This window comes from Micromonospora sp. MW-13 (assembly GCF_003434305.1).
Lineage (GTDB): Bacteria > Actinomycetota > Actinomycetes > Mycobacteriales > Micromonosporaceae > Micromonospora.
This window is the reverse complement of sequence record NZ_QKKX01000035.1, coordinates 110864-127222: the sequence shown is the minus strand read 5'-3', so window position 1 is coordinate 127222 and position 16359 is coordinate 110864. Positions and strand designations below refer to the sequence as shown.

The following is a 16359-nucleotide window of genomic DNA, read 5'->3' as shown; positions in this document are numbered from 1 at the left end:
TGGGTTCCGTCCTGCATTGTGCCGCCCGCCCCCGACGCCGCCGCCCTGACCCGCCGCCCGTGCGCGTCGCCGCCGCCCGGGTAGCGGGTGGCTGGTCCTGATCCCCACGGCTTCCTCAGCTTGATCTTCAAGCTGAGCGGCGGGGCCGGTCAGGGCAGCGGGTCGGCGGTTCCGAGCGGCACCTGCGGCCGGCAACGGCGCAGCCGGGCCGCCGCGAGTCGCCCGCCGACGGCCAGCCCGTACCGGTCGACCGCGGCGAGTCCGTACGCGCTGCAGGTCGGGGTGTACCGGCACTGCCCCGGCCAGCGGTGCGACAGCCAGCGGCGGTAGCCGCGGATCGCGGCGAGACCGGCCCGGTCCAGCGGTCCCGGCCGAATGCCGGCCGTCCGGCCCCGGCGGGCGGGTGCCTGGCCGCCGGCGGCGCCCGCGACGGCGGCGCCCAGAGTGAGCAGGGTGGAGTAGAGCCCGAAGTCGCAGCAGCCCGGGCTGCTGCTGCAAGGGTCGTCGCCACAGGAGTCCAGGGCCCCCTTGCGGCCCTTGCAGCCGGGTCCCTGACGACGCGCGCCGACCTCGCCGTGGCAGTGGCCCGTGGCATGGCAGTGGGTCGGCTTGCGGCAGGGGCAGGGCCCCCGGCCGCCGGAGTCGCCGGCGCCGGTGATCTTCATGGGCGACATCATGCCTGGTCCGGGTAAGGCGTTCAGCCGGAGCCGCCCTGGTGGGCTCGGCCGACCCGTGCGGATCCACAAAACGTGACCGGAAACCCGGTGAACATCTGTGCACACCGCACTAGCGTGGTGATCATGGAACCTCCCGCTGACCCGCGGGCGCGGCGGCTGTTCGGCGGCAGCGCCCGGGCCCTCGGCGACCTCGCCGGCAGCCCGTTCCGGGCCGACCGGGACCGGATCGTGGCCTCGCCCTTCTTCGCCCGGCTGAACGGGGTCACCCAGGTGATCAGTCCCGGCGGCTCCGGGCTGCTGGTGCACAACCGGCTCACCCACAGCCTCAAGGTGGCCCAGGTGGCCCGGGCGATCGCCGAACGGCTCGCCGCCGACGAGCGCTGGCGGGACCTGCTGGAGAAGCTGGGCGGCTGCGACCCGGACGTGGTGGAGGCCGCCGCGCTCGCCCACGACCTCGGTCACCCGCCGTTCGGGCACCTCGGGGAGCGGGTGCTCGACCGGCTGGCCCGGCACCGGCTCGGCCTGGCCGACGGGTTCGAGGGCAACGCGCAGTCGTACCGGATCGTCACCAGCACCGAGATCCGGGGCGCGGCGACCACCGGCCTCGACCTGACCGCGGCGGTCCGGGCGGCCCTGCTGAAGTACCCGTGGACCCGGCTGGACCACCCGGACCCGCACCCCCGGCAGCTCGACCCGCCGCCCCGGGGCGCCGCCACCCCGCCCGACGACCCGGACAGCGGCTCGGCGAAGTTCGGCGCCTACCGCACAGAGCTGGACGACCTGCGGCAGGCCCGGGAGCCCTTCGCCGGGCGGATCGCCGACTGGCAGCAGACCGTCGAGGCGTCGGTGATGGACACCGCCGACGACATCGCCTACGCCATCCACGACGTGGAGGACTTCTACCGGGTCGGGGTGCTCCAGCAGGGCGCCGTGGCCGCCGAGCTGATGGCCTGGCAGCGGGAGAACGGGCACTTCCGCGCCGTCACCGGGCCGGCCCTGGCCGGGGCGGCCCGCCGGCCGGGGGCGGCGATCGAGCGGCTGCGCCGGCAACTGCACCGCAAGGACGGCTGGATCGCCGACGACGAGGCGTTCGCCGCCGCCGTGGAGCACGTCCGCGAGGAACTGGTCGAGGGGCTGCTGGCCATGCCGTTCGACGGCTCCATCGAGGCGGAGCAGTACGTGGCGCGGTTCTCCGCCCGGTGGACCACCCGGTTCGTCGACGCGATCACCGTTGCCGAGGACCCGTCGGTGCGCTCCGGGCACGTGCTGCTGGGCCCGGCGCAGTGGCACGAGGTGCAGGTGCTCAAGTTCGTCCACCACCGGTTCGTGCTGGCCCGGCCGGACCTCGCCCTGCACCAGCGCGGCCAGGCCCGGCTGCTGGACACCCTCGTCGAGGCGCTGTGGGAGTGGCTGCTCGACCCGGAGGAGGAGTCCCGGCTGCCGCGCCGGCTGCACGACCTGGTCGAGCTGGCCGAGGCGGAGTTGCATCCGCGCACCCCGGACCGGGTCGGCCGGGCCCGGGGGCGGGCGATCATCGACTTCGTCGCGCAGCTCACCGACGGCCAGGCGGTGGCGATGCTGGACGCACTCTCCGGCCGCTCCGGGGCGCTGTGGACGGACGCCTTCGTGCTCTGACGGCGGGCGCGTCCCGCGCGGCGCGGGCGCTCAGGCGACCGACTGCCACCAGCCGTCGACCGCGGGCGGGTCGTCGACCACCACCCGCTCGCCGGGGCGGGGCACGGCCAGCCGCACGTCGCGGGCCTTCGCCTCGGCCCAGATCCGGTCCACCGGCTCCGACCAGTCGTGCAGGGCCAGGTTGAACGTCGCCCAGTGCACCGGGACGAGCAGCCCGCCGCGCAGGTCGAGGTGGGCGGCCACGGCCTCCTCCGGGAACATGTGGATGCTCGGCCACGCCCGGTCGTACGCGCCGATCTGCATCAGCGTGACGTCGAACGGGCCGTGCTCCGCGCCGATCTCGGCGTACCCGTCGAAGTAGCCGGAGTCGCCGGTGTAGAAGACCCGCCGGTGCGCGCCGGCCACCACCCACGAGCTCCACAGCGTGCCGTCCCGGCGCAGGCCCCGGCCGGAGAAGTGCTGGGCGGCGGTGGCGGTGATCGTCAACGGCCCGGCCCGGTGGCTCTCCGACCAGTCCAGCTCGACGATCCGGTGTTCCGGCACGCCCCAGCGCTCCAGGTGGGCGCCGACGCCCAGCGGCACCAGGAACGGCGCCGACTGCCCGGCCAGCAGCGCTCGCACGGTGGCCATGTCGAGGTGGTCGTAGTGGTCGTGGGAGATCAGGATCGCGTCCACGGCGGGCAACTCGTCGAGGCCGACCGGGGGCTCGTGCAGCCGCCGCGGCCCGACCAGCGCCGACGGCGAGCACCGGTCGCTCCACACCGGGTCGACCAGCACCCGGTGCCCCTCGATCTCGATCAGCGCCGACGCGTGGCCGTACCAGACGACGTTGAGTTCGCGCTCGGTCGCGGCGGGCGCGTCGGTCGGCCGCAGCAGCGGGACGGCGGCGGACGGCCGGCGCTTCTGCTTGCCGAAGATCAGCTCGCGGACCAGGTTGCGGTCGGGCGCGCCGGCCATCGTCCGGGTGCTCGCCGGGTTGTGGAAGGTGCCGTCGCGGAACTGCGGCGAGCGGGCCGCCCGCGCGGCGCGCGCCCCGGTCAGCCGCCCGCCCAGCGCCGCCGGCACGTCCCGCGCGACCCAGGCCAGGCCGGCGAGCGCGGCCAGCCCGGCCGCACCGCGCAGCCGCCGCCCGAGCGCCCGCTGCCCGGCCTGTTCCGCTGGTGCCCCCATCGTCGCCCGCCCCCTCCGCCGGTGTCCCGCCAGTACACGGTAGTCCGCCGCCGCACCCGCGCGCCGGGTGCCGGTCGGCTCGGCCGCGCGGGTGCCCGGGGGCTGGTCAGCCGCCGTTGCTCGGCCGCCGCACGGTCGGCCGGTAGCTGGCCCCGACGCCGCTCAGCCCGTCGATGGTGGCCAGGAAGCTGCGCCCCATCCGGGCCCGGGCCTGCACCGCCGGGTGGGTCGCGCCGAAGTTGTCCGCGTCGGCCTGCCCGTTGGCGAACAGGGCGTACGTCAGCACCGCCGCGCCGGCGGAGTCGAAGATCACCCCGGCCTCGTGCCGGGCGTCGCCGAACCAGCCCGCCTTGGTGGCGATCCGGGCCCGCTGCGCGGAGGACATCTCGCGCCGGATCCCGTCGGTGAACGCGACGGGGGAGCGCAGCAGCCCGAGCAGGAACGCCGTCGAGGACGCCGACAGCAGCGTGCCGGCGACCAGCGCCCGCAGCAGGTCGTGCGTCTCCCGGGGGGTGCTGGTGCCGAGGAAGAACCGGTTCGGGTTGGCCACCGGCTGCACCTGCGTGTTCGGGAAGCCCTTCGCCACCAGGATCTGGTTCAGCTCGACCGCCGGGCAGACCAGGCCGCAGAGCCGGACGGCGGTGTCGTCGGAGACGGTGAGCAGGTTGGCCAGCGCGTGCCCGAGGGTGACGCTGCTCGGGTACGCGCCGTCCAGGCTGAAGATCCCGTCCCCGCCGGGCACCACGATCGACGCCGTCACGTCGACCCGCTGGTCGAGGGTGAGCAGTCCCCGGTCGACCTTGTCCAGCACCGCCGTGGCCACCGCGATCTTGTTCACGCTGTACGCCTCGATCTGGGCGTCCGCCTCGTCGGCGACGGCCACCAGCGGGGCACCGGACGGGTTGGCGACCGTCACGTACGCCTGCCAGTTGCCGCCGGCCCGGGCGGACTCCTGCGCGTACCTGGCAGCCACCCAGCTCGCGGCCTCGCTCGCGTTGGCCGCCTTCCGGGGGCGCAGGCCGGCGGCGGAGGCCGGCGTGCCGGCGCCGAGCACCGTGCCGGCGGTTGCCACCGTGCCGAGCCCCAGCGCGGCCCTGCGGTTCACCCTGATCGTCACTCGTCTCTCCCGTTGGTGGTCGCGGATCATCCGTCCCGCCACCCTAGGGGAAGAGATCGATTCCGGCGGGCCCCCGGAATCACTCATCGTGACCGCCGCATCACTGCCGAGCGGGCCGTGCTGGTCGGCCCGCCAACCGTCCGGAGCACCCCGGTCGAATCCGGTCGCCGCCCGTCCTGGGCGTCCCGCATGCCCTGCCAGGTGGGTGCCGTCCCCCGGAGGCTCGCCCGGTCGGCTCGGCAGTCGGCGGAAGAGTTCCGGACATTGATCTATCGAGATGGAATATCTACGATCACTACCGGCCGGTACCGGAGCGTCCGCCGGTCACCGCGCGTGAGCGAGCATCGGGAGACAACAATGAGCGACGATCCGGAAACGGGCCGCCTACTCGACGCGCCGGCTCGGCGCCGCACCCTTTTCACGGCGCTGGGCGTCGGGATCGGCGTCGGGGTCGTCGGCGTGCCCAGCCCGGCGCTGGCGGCGGTCGCCGGCTGGAGCAACCCGACGCTCGGCGCACTGACCTCCGGGTACAAGACTCCCAGCCGGCCCACCCACACGGGCTGGGACGTGGCGAACGACCAGGGCACCCCGGTCTACGCGACGGCGGACGGAACGGTCCGGGACATCAAGACCAACTCGTACCCGGGGGACACGTCGAGCGGTCCCCTGGCCGGTCGCACCGGCAACAGCGTCCACCTCAACCACGCCGACAGCTACTTCTCCTACTACGGCCATCTCCACCGGGTGCTGGTCGGCGTCGGCCAGCAGGTCAGCTGCGGACAGCTGATCGGCCTGATGGGCACCACCGGCAACTCCAGCGGCCCGCACCTGCACTTCGAGATCCACCGGCCCCGGCTGACCTCGACGGACCCCCGGGTCTTCCTGGCCAACCGGGGTATCACCCTCGGCGCGACGGCCCCCGTCGGCAGCACCGGCTACCCGAGCGTCAGCCAGGGCGCCTCGGGGTGGGTGCCCCGGGTGATCCAGTACCTGGTGCGGGCGCGCGGCGTCTCCGTCGTCGTGGACGGCGTCTTCGGGCCGGCCTGTGCCTCGGCGGTCAGGTTGTTCCAGAGCGGTCGAGGACTCTACGCCGACGGCCTGGTCGGCCCGATCACCTGGACGGCCCTCGTCCTGCCCCTGCGGGAGGGCAACTCCGGCGACCTGGTCCGTGGCCTCCAGACCGCGCTCAACGCCCGGGGTGCGAGCCTCGTCGTGGACGGCGGGCTCGGTTCGGTCACCACCACCGCGGTACGCAGCTTCCAGAGCCGCAACGGTCTCGTCGCCGACGGTCTCGTCGGTCCGGTGACCTGGAGCGTGCTGATCTGAACCGCCGGTGGCCGGCCGTCGCCCGCCGGGCCGGCACCGTCGCCCGCGCGGCCTGCCCGGAGACGGGCCGACCGGCCCTCGCTGGGGTGCGGCGGTCGGCCCGTCGGGGCACGGCCGGGTCAGGAGCCCGGAGTGCCCCCGCCCTTGGCGGTGGCCGCGAGGTAGTCGCGGTTGAGCCGGCCGATGGTGTTCAGCGGGATGCCCTTCGGGCAGACCACCGTGCACTCGCCGGCGTTGGTGCAGCCGCCGAAGCCGGCCTCGTCGTGCGCGTCGACCATCCCGACCACCCGGGTGTACCGCTCCGGCTGGCCCTGCGGCAGCAGCGAGAGCTGGGTGAGCTTGGCGGCGGTGAACAGCATTCCGGAGCCGTTCGGGCAGGCCGCCACGCAGGCCCCGCAGCCGATGCACGCGGCCGAGGTGAAGGCGGCGTCCGCGTTGGCCTTGGCCACCGGCGTGGAGTGCGCCTCGGGGGCGCTGCCGGTCGGTGCGGTGATGTACCCGCCGGCAGCGATGATCTTGTCGAAGGCGCCCCGGTCGACCACCAGGTCCTTGATGACCGGGAAGGCGCGGGCCCGCCACGGCTCGATGTCGATCGTGTCGCCGTCGGAGAACTGCCGCATGTGCAGCTGGCACGCGGTGGTGCCGCGCTGCGGACCGTGCGCGTCGCCGTTGATCATCAGGCCGCACATGCCGCAGATGCCCTCGCGGCAGTCGTGGTCGAACGCCACCGGCTCCTCGCCGGAGAGGATCAGCCGCTCGTTGAGCACGTCGAGCATCTCCAGGAACGACATGTCGGGGGAGACGTCGTCGACCTGGTAGGTCACCATCCGACCCTTGTCCTCGGGGCCGCGCTGGCGCCAGATGCGCAGGGTCAGGTTCACTTGTAGCTCCGCTGCGTCGGGTGCACGTATTCGAACTTCAGGTCTTCCTTGTGCAGCACGACCGGCTCACCGGTGCCGGTGTACTCCCAGGCCGCCACGTAGGCGAACCGGTCGTCGTCGCGCTGCGCCTCGCCGTCCGGGGTCTGGTGCTCGGCGCGGAAGTGGCCGCCGCAGGACTCCTCGCGGTGCAGGGCGTCGACGCACATCAGCTCGGCCAGCTCGAAGAAGTCGGCCACCCGGCCGGCCTTCTCCAGCGACTGGTTGAGCCCCTCGCCGTCGCCCGGGACCCGGACCCGCTTCCAGAACTCCTCGCGCAGCGCCCGGATCTCGTCGATCGCCTTGCGCAGACCGGCCTCGCTGCGCTCCATCCCGCAGTGCTCCCACATGATCTGGCCCAGCTCGCGGTGGAACGAGTCGACCGTCCGATCGCCGTTCACCGCCAGCAGCCGCCGGATGCGGTCCTCGACGTCGGCGCGGGCCTCGACGGCCGCCGGGTGGCTGGCGTCGACCTTCTCCAGCGGCCCGGACGCCAGGTAGTGGGCGATGGTGCTGGGCAGCACGAAGTAGCCGTCCGCGAGGCCCTGCATCAGCGCGGAGGCGCCGAGCCGGTTCGCGCCGTGGTCGGAGAAGTTCGCCTCGCCGATCACGAACAGGCCGGGGATGGTCGACTGGAGGTCGTAGTCGACCCAGAGGCCGCCCATCGTGTAGTGCACGGCGGGATAGATCCGCATCGGGACCTGGTACGGGTCCTCGCCGGTGATCCGCTCGTACATCTCGAACAGGTTGCCGTACTTGGCCTCGATGGCCTTGCGGCCGAGCCGGTCGATGGCGTCGGCGAAGTCGAGGTAGACGCCAAGCTTGGTCGGCCCGACGCCCCGACCGGAGTCGCAGACGTTCTTGGCGGCCCGGGAGGCGATGTCCCGGGGGACCAGGTTGCCGAAGGAGGGGTAGATCCGCTCCAGGTAGTAGTCCCGCTCGCCCTCGGGGATGTCCCGGGGCGCGCGGTCGTCGCCCTCGGCCTTCGGCACCCACACCCGGCCGTCGTTGCGCAGCGACTCGCTCATCAGGGTCAGCTTCGACTGGTGGTCGCCGGAGACCGGGATGCAGGTCGGGTGGATCTGGGTGTAGCAGGGGTTGGCGAAGTACGCGCCCTTGCGGTGCGCCCGCCAGGTCGCGGTGACGTTGCAGCCCTTGGCGTTGGTGGAGAGGTAGAAGACGTTGCCGTACCCGCCGGAGGCGAGCACCACCGCGTCGGCCAGCTCGGTGCTGATCTCGCCGGTGACCATGTCCCGGACCACGATGCCCCGGGCCCGGCCGTCGACGACGACCAGCTCCAGCATCTCGTGCCGGGCGTTCATCTCCACGTTGCCCAGGCCGATCTGCCGCTCCAGGGCCTGGTACGCCCCGAGCAGCAGTTGCTGGCCCGTCTGGCCCCGGGCGTAGAAGGTGCGCTGCACCTGCGCGCCGCCGAACGAGCGGGTGTCCAGCAGGCCGCCGTACTCGCGGGCGAACGGCACCCCCTGGGCGACGCACTGGTCGATGATGTTGACCGACACCTCGGCCAGCCGGTGCACGTTCGACTCCCGGGAGCGGAAGTCGCCGCCCTTGACGGTGTCGTAGAACAGCCGGTGTACCGAGTCGCCGTCGTTGCGGTAGTTCTTGGCGGCGTTGATGCCGCCCTGCGCGGCGATCGAGTGGGCCCGGCGCGGGCTGTCCTGGTAGCAGTACGACCTGACCCGGTAGCCCTGCTCGGCCAGCGTGGCCGCGGCAGAGCCGCCGGCCAGGCCGGTGCCCACCACGATCACCGTCAGCTTGCGGCGGTTGGCCGGGTTGACCAGCTTGGCCTCGAAGCGGCGGCGGTCCCAGCGGGTCTCGACCGGGCCCTCGGGGGCCTTCGTGTCGGCGATCGGGTCGCCCTCGGTGAACAGATCCATGGTCAGGCCACCAATCCGGTGAGTACGGCGAAGGGGACCACCAGATAGCCGACACAGAGCGCGACGGCGAGGACCAGCGCGGCGGCGCGCGCCCGGCGCTCGCCCCTCGGGCTCTGCTGGCCGAGGCTGCGGAACGCGCTGAACGCGCCGTGGCGCAGGTGGAAGCCGAGCGCCACGATCGCCAGGGTGTAGAAGAGCGTGACGTACCAGCGCTGCGGGGCGAAGTCGGCGACCACGTTGCCGTACGGGTTGCCGGGAGCGCCCTGGGGGTTCAGGTGACCGGTGGTCAGGTCCAGGATGTGGTAGATCACGAAGAGCAGGATGATCACCCCGCCCCAGCGCATGGTGCGGGCCGCGTAGCTGCCCCGGACGGCCTTGCGGTGGGCGTACCGCACCGGGCGGGCGGCCCGGGCGCGCATCGCGAGCACGGTGGCGGCGGCGATGTGGCCCAGCACGGCCGCCAGCAGCACCGTGCGTTGCAGCCACAGGAACCAGGTCGACGGGAGCAGCGGCGTGCCGATGTCGCGCAGCCAGTGCGCGTAGTGGTCGAACGCGGTCTCGCCGGTGAAGATCTTCAGGTTGCCGAGCATGTGGGCGATCAGGAACAGCACAAGGAGGATGCCCGTCACCGCCATGACGGCCTTCAGGCCGACGTTGGAGCGGATGGGCGACCGAGTTTTCGTGAGTACCACCCGACCGACGCTAGGAGTACTTGGATTAGTCGTCCAATGCATCAACCTCGCAGTCTTGATAGCCATAGGCTATGTAGATGCAGCTCCATCAGCTCCGCTACTTCGTCGCGGTCGCAGAAGTGCGACATTTCACCCAGGCCGCCGACGTCGTCGGCATCACCCAGCCCTCGTTGAGTAAGCAAATTCACGCCCTGGAGACCGACCTCGGGGCGCCGCTGTTCGAGCGGGTGCGGGGCAACATCACCCTCACCGCCGCCGGCGAGGTGCTGCTCCCGCTGGCCAAACGCATCCTCGCCGACGTCGAGACCGCCACCCGCGAGGTCCAGGAACTGGTCGGGCTGCGGCGCGGACGGGTCCGCCTCGGCGCCACCCCGAGCCTGGCCACCTCGCTCGCCCCGCCGGTGCTGCGCCGGTTCCGCGACGCCCACCCCGGCGTCGACCTGCGGGTGGAGGAGAGTGGCTCACAGGACCTGGTCCGCGGCCTGCTCCGCGGCGACCTGGACCTGGCGTTGATCATCATGCCCGCCCACGGCGCGGATCCCGGGCTGCGCACCGAGGAGATCCTGCGGGAGAGCCTGGTGGTGGCCTCGCTGGACGAGGTCCCCGGCACCTCGGCGGCCGGCGAGCTGCGCGTAACCGACCTGCGCGGCCAGCCGCTGGTCATGTTCCGCGAGGGCTACGACCTGCGCGACGCCACCCTCCAGGCGTGCCGGGAGGCCGGCTTCGAGCCCACCCTGTCCGTCGACGGAGGCGAGATGGACGCCGTGCTCAGCTTCGTCGAGGCCGGGCTCGGGGTGGCGCTGGTGCCCGGCATCGTGGTGGCCCGCCGCCCCGGCATCCGGGTCACCCGGCTGGCCCCGCCCGGGGTGCGCCGGACCATCGCGGTGGCCCGCCGGCGCGACGTCGTGCCCACCCACTCCGGACGCGAGCTGCGCCGCATCCTGCTGGACTACGTGCACACCGCGACCGAGCTGGACGACCTCCCGCCCGGAGTGGAGCCGCGGTGAGACCTGGTCGGGGGAACGGCCGCGATCATGCCGTCCGTTTGTGCCGCGCTTGAGTTAAATAGTCCTTAAGCGCGTCGTATGAGCCGCGTTGCTCCTGTTGGTCCCCTATGGTGAAGCCTTGCACCGGCTCGACGCCCCGTCGGCCTGTCGAAATCGAAATCGAAGTCGAACGCGCGGGCTCGCGTGGCAGGGAGGCCACCACATGAGGATCCTGGTTACCGGCGGTGCCGGCTTCATCGGGTCACACTTCGCCCGGAGCCTGCTCAACGGGCGGTACGTCGGCTTCGAGGACTGCCACGTGACGGTCCTGGACAAGCTGACCTACGCGAGCGACCGGAACAATCTGCCCGCCAGCCACCCCCGCCTGGCCTTCGTCCGGGGCGACATCTGCGACCGGCCGCTGCTCGCCGACCTGGTCCCCGGGCACGACGCGGTGGTGCACTTCGCCGCCGAGTCGCACGTGGACCGCTCCATCGACGACCCGGCCCCGTTCTTCGAGACGAACGTGATGGGCTCGCACCGCCTGATGGCCGCGTGCGCCCGCGCCGGGGTGGGCCGGGTGGTGCACGTCTCCACCGACGAGGTGTACGGGTCGATCACCGACGGCGCGTGGACCGAGCGCTGCGTGCTGGAGCCCAACTCGCCGTACGCGGCGTCGAAGGCGGCCAGCGACCACGTCGTGCGGTCGTACTGGCGCACCTTCGACGTCGACGTGTCGATCACCCGGTGCGCCAACAACTACGGGCCCTACCAGCACGTGGAGAAGGTCATCCCGCGCTTCGTCACCAGCCTGCTCACCGGCGGGGACATCACCCTGCACGGCGACGGCGGCGCGGTCCGCGAGTGGCTGCACGTCGACGACCACTGCCGGGCCATCGCGCTGGTGCTGGGCAAAGGCCGTGCCGGGGAGGTCTACAACATCGGCGGCGACGTCGAGCTGACCAACAAGGCGCTGGCCGAGAAGATCCTGCTGCTCGCCGGGGCCGGCTGGGACCGGGTGCGGCACGTCGCCGACCGCAAGGTCCAGGACCAGCGGTACTCGCTCGACTACACCAAGATCTCCGACGAGTTGGGCTTCGAGCCACAGGTCCCGTTCGCCGAGGGGCTGTCCGAGGTCTTCCACTGGTACCGGGAGAACCGGGCCTGGTGGGCGCACGCGTACCCGGAGGCCCGCCCCGGCGGCCTGACCAACTCCGTGCGGGGGCTCCCGGTCGGCCGGGCGGTGCCGGCCCCGGTGCACTGACCCGGCAGCACCGCCGCCAGCACGCCGTCCCGCCGGCTCAGCGGCCCTCGGCGTCGTCCATCGCCCGGTAGATTCGCTGCTCGGAGACCGGATACGGGGTGCCCAGCGCCTGGGCGAACACGTTCACCCGCAGCTCCTCGATCATCCAGCGGATCTGCCGCACCGCCGCCGACCCCCGCCGGCTCGGCGGCAGCGCGGCGAGCAGGTCGGCGTACTCCTTCTGCACCACCGCGATCCGGTCCTGCTGCTGGCGGTCCCGCTGCGGGTTGCCCGGCAGCCGGTCCAGCCGCCGCTCGATCGCGGTCAGGTAGCGCAGCAGGTCGGGCAGGCGAGGGTACCCGGCCTCGGTGATGAAGCCGGCGTGCACCAGGCCGGAGAGCTGGGCCCGGATGTCGGCCAGGGCGGCCACCACGGCCAGGTTCTGGGTCTTGCCGAGCCGCTGCTCGACGGCGTACCCGGCGGCGAGGACCTGCCGGACCCGACCCATCACCTCGACCACGGTGTCCACCAGGTCGGCGCGGACCCGCTCGCGCAGCGCGGCGAAGCCCTCGGCGTCCCACGCCGGGCCGCCCGCGTCGGCGATCAGCTTGTCGATCGCCGCCCCGGCCGCGTCCTCGATGAGTTGCTGCACGCCGCCGTGCGGGTTGCGGCTCAGCGCCAGCTTCGCCTCGTTGGACAGCCGTCCCTGGAGGAACTTCGCCGGGGACGGCACGGTCAGCCGCAGCAGCCGCCGGGTGCCAGCCCAGTGCGCGGCGGCCTGCTCGGCCTCGGAGTCGAAGACCTTCACCCCGACCGTCGGCCCCTCGTCGACCAGCGCCGGGTACCCGGTCACCGCGTACCCCGCGCGGACCTGCTCGATGGTGCGCGGCAGGGCGCCGATGCTCCACTCCGTCAGCCCGGCGCGGGCCACGTCCGGCGCGGCGGCGGCCACCACCTGGCGGACCTCCTGGCGGAGCTGGCGTTGCAGGGCCGGCAGGTCCTTGCCCTCGGCGACGGGCTTGTTCTCCTCGTCGAGCACCCGGAAGCTGACCCGCAGGTGCGGGGGGAGCTTCGCCGGCTCCCAGGCGTCCCGGGGCACGGTCACCCCGGTCATCCGGCGTAGCTGCCGGGTCAGCGCGTCCAGCAGCGGCTCCTCGCCCGGGGTGATCGCGGCGAGCGCGGCCCGGGCGTAGTCGGGGACCGGGACGAAGTTGCGCCGGACCGCCTTGGGCAGTGATCGGATCAGCGCGATCACCAGCTCCTCGCGCAGCCCGGGGACCTGCCAGTCGAAGCTCTCCGCCGGCACCTGGTTGAGCAGCGGCAGTGGGATGTCCACGGTCACCCCGTCGGTCGAGGTGCCCGGGTCGAAGGTGTACGTCAGCGGGAGGGCGACCCCCTCGGCCCGCCACTCGTCCGGGTAGTCGGCCTCGTCCACCCCGCCCCGGCCGGCGTTGACCAGCAGCTCCCGGGTGAAGGTGAGCAGGTCCGGCCGCTCCCGGCGGGCCTGCTTCCACCAGGCGTCGAAGTGCCGCCCCGACACCACGTCGGCCGGGATCCGCTCGTCGTAGAACTGGAAGATCGTCTCGTCGTCGACCAGGATGTCCCGCCGGCGGGCCCGGTTCTCCAGCTCCGCGATCTCGGTCAGCAGCCGCTGGTTGTCCTGCCAGAACTGGTGGTGGGTCTGCCAGTCGCCCTCGACCAGGGCGTGCCGGATGAACAGCTCCCGGGACAGCGCCGGGTCGATCCGGCCGAAGTTCACCTTCCGGGCGGTGACCAGCGGCACGCCGTACAGGGTGACCTTCTCGTACGCCAGCACCGCCGCCTGCTTCTTCTCCCAGTGCGGCTCGCTGTAGCTGCGCTTGACCAGGTGCTGGGCCAGCGGCTCGACCCACTCCGGCTCGACCCGGCCGGCCACCCGCCCCCACAGCCGGGAGGTCTCCACCAGCTCGGCGGCCATCACCCAGCGCGGCGGCTTCCTGAACAGCGCCGAGCCGGGGAACAGCGCGAACTTCGCCCCCCGCGCCCCCAGGTACTCGTGTTTCTGCGGGTCCTTGAGCCCGACGTGGGACAGCAGTCCGGGCAGCAGCGACTGGTGCACCTTCGGGGTGTCGATCTCCTCCGGCAGGTCCGCGGCCGGGCCGCGCCGACCGCCGTCCGTCCCGGCCTCCTTCGCGCCGCGCCCGCCGCGCCCGGCGCCGCCCTGGTCGGGGGTACGCAGCACCTGGCGGAGCTGGCTGACGATGTCCTGCCACTCGCGTACCCGCAGGTAGTTGAGGTACTCCGCCCTGCACATCCGGCGGAACGCGCTGGAGGACAGCTCCCGCTGCTGCTCCCGCAGGTACCGCCACAGGTTCAGCAGCGCGACGAAGTCGGATTCCCGGTCGGCGAACCGGGCGTGCGCCTGGTCGGCCTGGGCCTGCCGCTCCGCCGGGCGCTCGCGCGGGTCCTGGATGGACAGCGCGGCGGCGATCACCATCACCTCGGTGGCGCAGCCGTTGCGCTCGCCCTCGAGGACCATCCGGGCCAGCCGGGGGTCGACCGGGAGCTGGGCCAGCCGCCGGCCCAGCGGGGTGAGCCGCTTGTCCGGGTCGGTCTCGGCCGGGTCCAGCGCGCCCAGCTCGTGCAGCAGGTTCACGCCGTCGGTGACGTTGCGCCGGTCCGGCGGGTCGATGAACGGGAACGCCGCGACGTCGCCCAGCCCGATCGAGGTCATCTGGAGGATGACCGAGGCCAGGTTGGTGCGCAGGATCTCCGGGTCGGTGAACTCCGGGCGGGACAGGAAGTCCGGCTCGTCGTAGAGGCGGATGCAGATGCCGTCCGAGGTGCGCCCGCAGCGGCCCTTGCGCTGGTTGGCCGACGCCTGGGACACCGGCTCGATCGGCAGCCGCTGCACCTTCAGCCGGCTGGAGTAGCGGGAGATCCGGGCGGTGCCCGGGTCCACCACGTACTTGATGCCGGGCACGGTCAGCGAGGTCTCCGCGACGTTGGTGGCCAGCACCACCCGCCGCCCGGCGTGCGGGGCGAACACCCGGTGCTGCTCGGCGGCGGACAGCCGGGCGTACAGCGGCAGGATCTCGGTGCCGAGCAGCGACCGCTTCCTCTCCACCAGCCGGCCCAGCGCATCGGCGGTGTCCCGGATCTCCCGCTCGCCGGAGAGGAAGACCAGGATGTCGCCCGGCCCCTCGGCGGCCAGCTCCTCCACCGCGTCGCCGATCGCCTGGACCTGGTCGCGGACGTTCTCCTCGTCGTCGGCCTCGTCGGCCTCGTCGGCCTCGTCGGCCTCGTCGGCCTCGTCGGCCTCGGCCTCGGCGACCTCGACCAGCGGCCGGTACCGCACCTCGACCGGGTACGTGCGCCCGGACACCTCGACCACCGGCGCCGGCCTGCCCTCCGTCTCCCCCTCGGCGGGCGGGGCGGCGAAGTGCCGGGCGAACCGCCCGGTCTCGATGGTCGCCGAGGTGATGATCACCTTGAGGTCGGGCCGGCGGGGGAGGAGCTGCCGCAGGTACCCCAGGATGAAGTCGATGTTGAGGGAGCGCTCGTGCGCCTCGTCGATGATCAACGTGTCGTACTGGCGCAGCATCCGGTCGGTCTGCAACTCGGCCAGCAGGATGCCGTCGGTCATCAGCTTGACCAGGCTGCGGTCGCCGACCTGGTCGGTGAAGCGGACCTTGTAGCCGACCACGTCGCCCAGCTCGGTGCCCAGCTCCTCGGCGATCCGGTCGGCCACCGTCCGGGCGGCCAGCCGGCGCGGCTGGGTGTGCCCGATCAGCCCGTGCACCCCGCGCCCCAGCTCCAGGCAGATCTTCGGTAGCTGGGTGGTCTTGCCGGACCCGGTCTCGCCGGCCACGATCACCACCTGGTGGTCGCGGATCGCGGCGGCGAGGTCGTCCCTGCGGTCGCTGACCGGCAGCCCGGCCGGGTAGGTGATCACGGGCACCGCCGCCCGACGGTCGGCGAGGCGCTGCTCGGCCCGGGCCACGTCGGCGGTGATCTCGGCCAGGGCGGCCTCGCGCCGCTGCGGGTCGCGCAGCCGCCGGATGCCGTCGAGGCGCCGCTGGATTCGGCGCTGGTCGCGGAACATCAGCGTGGGCAGGCGGCGGTGCAGCTCGCGGACGGTGTCGGGCGCGGCGGGTACGGCTGGATTCTGCATGTCGTCGCCAAGGATAGGCAGCCCGAGTGCCGACCGCCCCCCGGTTATCGCCGTCTAGAGTTGACCGCCGACCGACACCGACCGCGGGGACGCCGAGAATGACCATGCGAGACACCGACCGGGCGCTGGTACAGGCCGCCACGGCGGTCGCCAAGCTGCGCTGTCGCAGCGAGAACCACACCGTCGCCGCCGCCGCCCGCACCGCCGACGGCCGGGTCTTCACCGGCGTGAACGTCTACCACTTCACCGGTGGGCCGTGCGCCGAGGTGGTCGCGATCGGCGCTGCCGCCACCCAGGGCGCGGGCGAGCTGGAGACGATCGTGGCGGTGGGCGACCGGGGGCGGGGCGTCATCCCGCCGTGCGGCCGGTGCCGGCAGGTGCTGCTGGACTACTTCCCGTCGATCCGGGTCATCGTCGGCCCGGCGGACGCGCTGCGCGCCGTGCCGGTCGCCGAGCTGCTGCCCACCCAGTACGTCTGGGCCGACCACCAGCTCGACGCGGGCGCCGGGGTGCCGACGCCCCGCGAGGGCGCCGCCGGCTGACCG

The 16359-nt window shown here is 73.1% G+C and carries 12 protein-coding genes; 5 read left to right on the top strand and 7 right to left on the bottom strand.

What is annotated here, in order from left to right:
- Positions 1-149: 149 nt before the first annotated feature.
- On the bottom strand, positions 150-665 hold the full coding sequence (gene yidD, locus C5N14_RS18945; RefSeq protein WP_117669444.1) for a membrane protein insertion efficiency factor YidD: 516 nt from the start codon (positions 663-665) through the stop codon (positions 150-152).
- Positions 666-800: 135 nt separating this feature from the next.
- Here yidD and C5N14_RS18940 point away from each other — a divergent pair, with 135 nt between their 5' ends.
- Complete coding sequence (locus tag C5N14_RS18940; protein WP_117669555.1) at positions 801-2312, top strand: deoxyguanosinetriphosphate triphosphohydrolase family protein; 1512 nt, start codon at positions 801-803, stop codon at positions 2310-2312.
- Positions 2313-2342: 30 nt separating this feature from the next.
- Here the strand turns inward: C5N14_RS18940 and C5N14_RS18935 are convergent, their stop codons facing one another.
- Positions 2343-3482 carry an MBL fold metallo-hydrolase gene (locus C5N14_RS18935; RefSeq protein WP_117669443.1) on the bottom strand — a complete coding sequence of 380 codons (1140 nt, stop codon included), beginning with the start codon at positions 3480-3482 and terminating at the stop codon, positions 2343-2345.
- A gap of 106 nt (positions 3483-3588) precedes the next feature.
- Positions 3589-4599 (bottom strand): serine hydrolase, encoded by a 1011-nt coding sequence (locus C5N14_RS18930; RefSeq protein WP_243639759.1) that lies wholly within the window; start codon positions 4597-4599, stop codon positions 3589-3591.
- Between the two features lie 357 nt (positions 4600-4956).
- On the opposite strand from C5N14_RS18930, the gene C5N14_RS18925 reads away from it, so the two are divergent.
- Complete coding sequence (locus tag C5N14_RS18925; protein ID WP_117669441.1) at positions 4957-5925, top strand: peptidoglycan DD-metalloendopeptidase family protein; 969 nt, start codon at positions 4957-4959, stop codon at positions 5923-5925.
- Between the two features lie 119 nt (positions 5926-6044).
- Here the strand turns inward: C5N14_RS18925 and C5N14_RS18920 are convergent, their stop codons facing one another.
- The 3 genes from C5N14_RS18920 to C5N14_RS18910 are packed head-to-tail and all read right to left on the bottom strand — an operon-like array spanning position 6045 to position 9474.
- The gene (locus tag C5N14_RS18920; RefSeq protein WP_117669440.1) at positions 6045-6806 is read right to left on the bottom strand and encodes a succinate dehydrogenase/fumarate reductase iron-sulfur subunit; all 762 of its coding nucleotides are present in this window, start codon (positions 6804-6806) and stop codon (positions 6045-6047) included.
- Complete coding sequence (locus tag C5N14_RS18915) at positions 6803-8740, bottom strand: fumarate reductase/succinate dehydrogenase flavoprotein subunit (protein WP_117669439.1); 1938 nt, start codon at positions 8738-8740, stop codon at positions 6803-6805. Before C5N14_RS18915 ends, C5N14_RS18920 begins: the two co-directional genes overlap by 4 nt.
- A gap of 2 nt (positions 8741-8742) precedes the next feature.
- Positions 8743-9474: a succinate dehydrogenase cytochrome b subunit gene (locus C5N14_RS18910; protein WP_117669438.1), complete on the bottom strand. Its 732-nt coding sequence runs from the start codon at positions 9472-9474 to the stop codon at positions 8743-8745.
- Between the two features lie 35 nt (positions 9475-9509).
- Here C5N14_RS18910 and C5N14_RS18905 point away from each other — a divergent pair, with 35 nt between their 5' ends.
- Both C5N14_RS18905 and rfbB read left to right on the top strand, forming a co-directional pair.
- A complete protein-coding gene (locus C5N14_RS18905; protein ID WP_117669437.1) occupies positions 9510-10439 on the top strand; it encodes a LysR family transcriptional regulator in 930 nt (309 codons plus the stop codon).
- 202 nt (positions 10440-10641) lie between these two features.
- Positions 10642-11682: a dTDP-glucose 4,6-dehydratase gene (gene rfbB, locus C5N14_RS18900; RefSeq protein WP_117669436.1), complete on the top strand. Its 1041-nt coding sequence runs from the start codon at positions 10642-10644 to the stop codon at positions 11680-11682.
- A 37-nt stretch (positions 11683-11719) separates the two neighbouring features.
- Here rfbB and hrpA read toward each other — a convergent pair whose 3' ends face one another.
- Complete coding sequence (gene hrpA / locus C5N14_RS18895) at positions 11720-15814, bottom strand: ATP-dependent RNA helicase HrpA (RefSeq protein WP_117669435.1); 4095 nt, start codon at positions 15812-15814, stop codon at positions 11720-11722.
- Between the two features lie 98 nt (positions 15815-15912).
- Here hrpA and C5N14_RS18890 point away from each other — a divergent pair, with 98 nt between their 5' ends.
- Positions 15913-16356 carry a cytidine deaminase gene (locus C5N14_RS18890; protein ID WP_117669434.1) on the top strand — a complete coding sequence of 148 codons (444 nt, stop codon included), beginning with the start codon at positions 15913-15915 and terminating at the stop codon, positions 16354-16356.
- Positions 16357-16359: the final 3 nt, after the last annotated feature.